3 protein-coding genes are annotated in these 3318 nt (G+C 72.5%); 1 reads left to right on the top strand and 2 read right to left on the bottom strand.

The features are described 5' to 3' along the window. A partial coding sequence (locus ACLN58_RS19865; RefSeq protein WP_415856961.1) for a phosphoribosylaminoimidazolesuccinocarboxamide synthase occupies positions 1 to 884 on the bottom strand: 884 nt, incomplete at its 3' end. Next, positions 884 to 2182 (bottom strand): phosphoribosylamine--glycine ligase, encoded by a 1299-nt coding sequence (purD, locus tag ACLN58_RS19860; RefSeq protein ID WP_415856960.1) that lies wholly within the window; start codon positions 2180 to 2182, stop codon positions 884 to 886. The genes ACLN58_RS19865 and purD, both read right to left, overlap by 1 nt. Before the next feature lie 150 nt (positions 2183 to 2332). Between purD and ACLN58_RS19855 the strand changes: the two genes are divergently transcribed. Continuing rightward, a partial coding sequence (locus ACLN58_RS19855) for an asparaginase (RefSeq protein ID WP_415856959.1) occupies positions 2333 to 3318 on the top strand: 986 nt, incomplete at its 3' end.

The raw sequence follows: 3318 nt of genomic DNA, 5'->3' as shown, positions 1-3318 counted from the left end.
GCGCGGGTGCGGTCGACGACGTCGGCCGGCAGCGCCGGGGGTTGCTCGCCCGAGGCGCGGTCCCACCCGGACGCGGGCGAGGTGAGCCAGTCGCGCACGAACTGCTTGTCGAAGGAGGGCTGGGCCTTCCCCGGCTCCCACCTGTCCACGTCCCAGAAGCGCGACGAGTCCGGTGTGAGCACCTCGTCGCCGAGCGTGATGTAGCCGGTCGTGGGGTCGACGCCGAACTCGACCTTCGTGTCCGCGAGGATGATGCCGCGCTCGCGCGCGATCCGCTCGGCCTCGCGGTAGACCTCGAGGGTCAGGTCGCGGAGGCGGGCCGCGGCGTCGTCGCCCACCATGCCCGTGACGTCCTCGTAGGTGATGTTCTCGTCGTGCTCCCCGACCTCGGCCTTCGCCGAGGGCGTGAAGATCGCCGCCGGCAGGCGCGAACCGTCCACGAGCCCCGGCGGGAGGGGGATCTCGCACACGGTGCCACGCTCGCGGTACTCGGCGAGCCCGGAACCCGTGAGGTAGCCGCGGGCGATGCACTCGACCGGGTACATCTCAAGCCGCCGGCAGATCATGGCGCGGCCCACGACTTCGGCGGGCACGCCGTCGTCGGCGGTTGAGCCGAGCACATGGTTCGGCACGTTGAGCTGCTCGAACCACCAGAGGCTCAGCTGAGTCAGGACGCGGCCCTTGTCCGGGATGGTGCTCGAGAGCACGAAATCGTAGGCGCTGATGCGGTCGCTCGCGACCACAAGCACCTGGTCCGCGGGACCGTCGATCGGCTCGTAGAGGTCGCGCACCTTGCCCGAGTAGACGTGCCGCCAGCCCTCGAGCTCGGGGGCGTCGACAGCGTAGCCGCGGGGGGAGCTCCCGGCCGCCTCGACGTTCGTCATCACACGCCTGCCTTTCCGGCCCGCTCCGGGACCGTCACCTCGCCGCGCGCCGCCTTGGCCGCGATGTCCGTGCGGAACTGGCCGCCTTCGAGCCGGATCTGGCCGATGCCCTCGTACGCGCGCTCGCGCGCCTCCTGGAGGTCCTCGCCGAGCGCGACGACGGCGAGGACTCGCCCACCCGCGGTGGCGATGGTGCCGTCCTCGTCGAGCTTCGTGCCCGCGTGCAGGATGTGCACGCCGTCCACGGCGGCGGCCTTCTTGAGGCCGCGGATCCGGTCGCCCGTGCGGGGCGTGCCAGGGTAGTTCTCCGAGGCGAGGACGACGGCGACCGCGGCCTCGGGCGCCCAGCGCAGCTCCTGCGCCTGGTCGAGCCGGCCCTTCGCGGCAGCGAGGAGGAGCCCGCCGAGCGGCGTCTTGAGGCGCGCGAGCACGGCCTGCGTCTCGGGGTCGCCGAAGCGCGCGTTGAACTCGATGACGCGTGTGCCGCGCGAGGTCAGGGCGAGGCCGCAGTAGAGCACGCCCACGAACGGGGTGCCGCGCTTCGCCATCTCGTCCACGGTCGGCTGGGCGATCCGGCGGACCACCTCGTCGACGAGGCCCTCGGGCGCCCAGTCGAGCGGCGTGTAGGCGCCCATCCCGCCCGTGTTCGGGCCGAGGTCGTTGTCGAAGATCCGCTTGAAGTCCTGCGCGGGCGAGAGGGGAATGACCGAGCGGCCGTCGCTCAGGACGAAGAGCGAGACCTCGGGACCGTCGAGGAACTCCTCGATGACCACCGTCCCGCCGGCGTCGAAGCACGCTTGAGCGTGCGCGAGGGCCGCCTCGCGCTCCGACGTGACCACGACGCCCTTGCCCGCCGCGAGCCCGTCGTCCTTGACGACGTACGGGGAGCCGAACGCGTCGAGCGCGTCCGCGGCCTCCTCCGCCGTCGTCGCGACCCGCGCCATCGCGGTGGGCACGCCGGCCTCGGCCATGATCTGCTTCGCGAACGCCTTCGAGGCCTCGAGCTGCGCCGCCTCCTTGCTCGGACCGAACACGGCGATGCCCGCCTCGCTCACCGCGTCCGCGACTCCGGCCGCGAGCGGAGCCTCGGGGCCCACCACGACGAGGTCCACGTCGAGCTTCCGGGCGAGGGCCGTGACGGCGGCGGGATCGTTCGCGTCGACGGCATGCGTCGGCACCACCTGCGCGATTCCGGCGTTCCCCGGCGCGGAATGCACCTCGGAAACCGCCGGATCGGCCAGAAGGGAACGGACAATGGCGTGTTCGCGGCCGCCCGGGCCGATCACGAGAACCTTCACCCCCCAAGGGTAAACGCCGGGTAGCGCCCCTCGCACGGCGAGTCCACGGGCGCAGGACGACATATCCCGGTGGCGGTTCCGCGCCGTTCCGTGGGCCGCGGCCGCGAGTTGCGGCCGGGTCAAGCCAGGCCCCGCGAATAGACTTCGGACATGGCCAACCACTCCACCTTCACGGCAGACGACGCCGTGGAGCTCGCTGTGATCGAACGCAGCGGATTCGTCGAGTCCCGGCATGTCGGCTCGGCTGTGGTCCTGGCTGGGGACGGCACCGTGGTGACCGCCCTGGGGGACATCCGCACGCCCGTCTTCGCGCGCTCCACGCTCAAACCGTTCCAGGCCCTCGCCTCGCTCCGCAGCGGCGTCCCGCTGCGCGGGGCCCAGGTGGCCCTCGCGTGCGCGTCCCATCTGGGCTCGCTCGACCATATGGACGTCGTCGAGGGCATGCTCAAGGCGGCGGGGCTTCGCGAGTCCGACCTCCAGTGCCCCGCCGACTGGCCGCAGGACGAGGAGGCCCGGGCCTGGCTCGTGCGGACCGAGATCGGCAAGCGACGCCTCGCGTCCAACTGCTCGGGCAAGCACGCCGCGTACCTGTGGGCGTGCGTGGCGAACGGCTGGGACCGGCACAGCTACCTTGAGCCGAACCACCCCCTCCAGCAGCGCGTGCGCCAAACCGTCGAGGAATACACCGAGGAGAAGATCGCGCACCTCGGGATCGATGGGTGCGGAGCTCCCGTCGCGGCGGTCTCGCTCGTGGGCCTGGCCCGCGCGTACTCGCACCTCGCGAAGGCCCCCGGCGGAGGCAGCGGGCAGATGGGCGACGCGCGCGCCGCGACCGTCGCGACGTCGATGCTCGACTACCCGTGGGCGGTGCAGGGGCACTCGGGAGACAACACCGTGGTCATGGACGAGCTCGGGCTCCTCGCGAAGGGCGGCGCCGAGGGCGTCCTGGTCCTCGCGACGCCGCAGGGCGCGTCCGTTGCGGTCAAGGTCCTCGACGGCAACCGGCGCGCGACCATGCTCGTGGCCCTCACGATGCTCGCGGCCGCGGACGCCGTGGACGTACCCGACGTCGCGCGGGTCCTCGAGGACGTCGTCGAACCGATCCTGGGCGGGGGCCGGCCGGTGGGCCGGATCCG

Origin of the sequence: Sinomonas sp. G460-2, assembly GCF_047759905.1 — a bacterium.
In the GTDB taxonomy this organism is placed as follows: domain Bacteria; phylum Actinomycetota; class Actinomycetes; order Actinomycetales; family Micrococcaceae; genus Sinomonas.
Note: the sequence above shows the minus strand (reverse complement) of the source record. Positions and strands in the feature narration are given on the sequence as shown.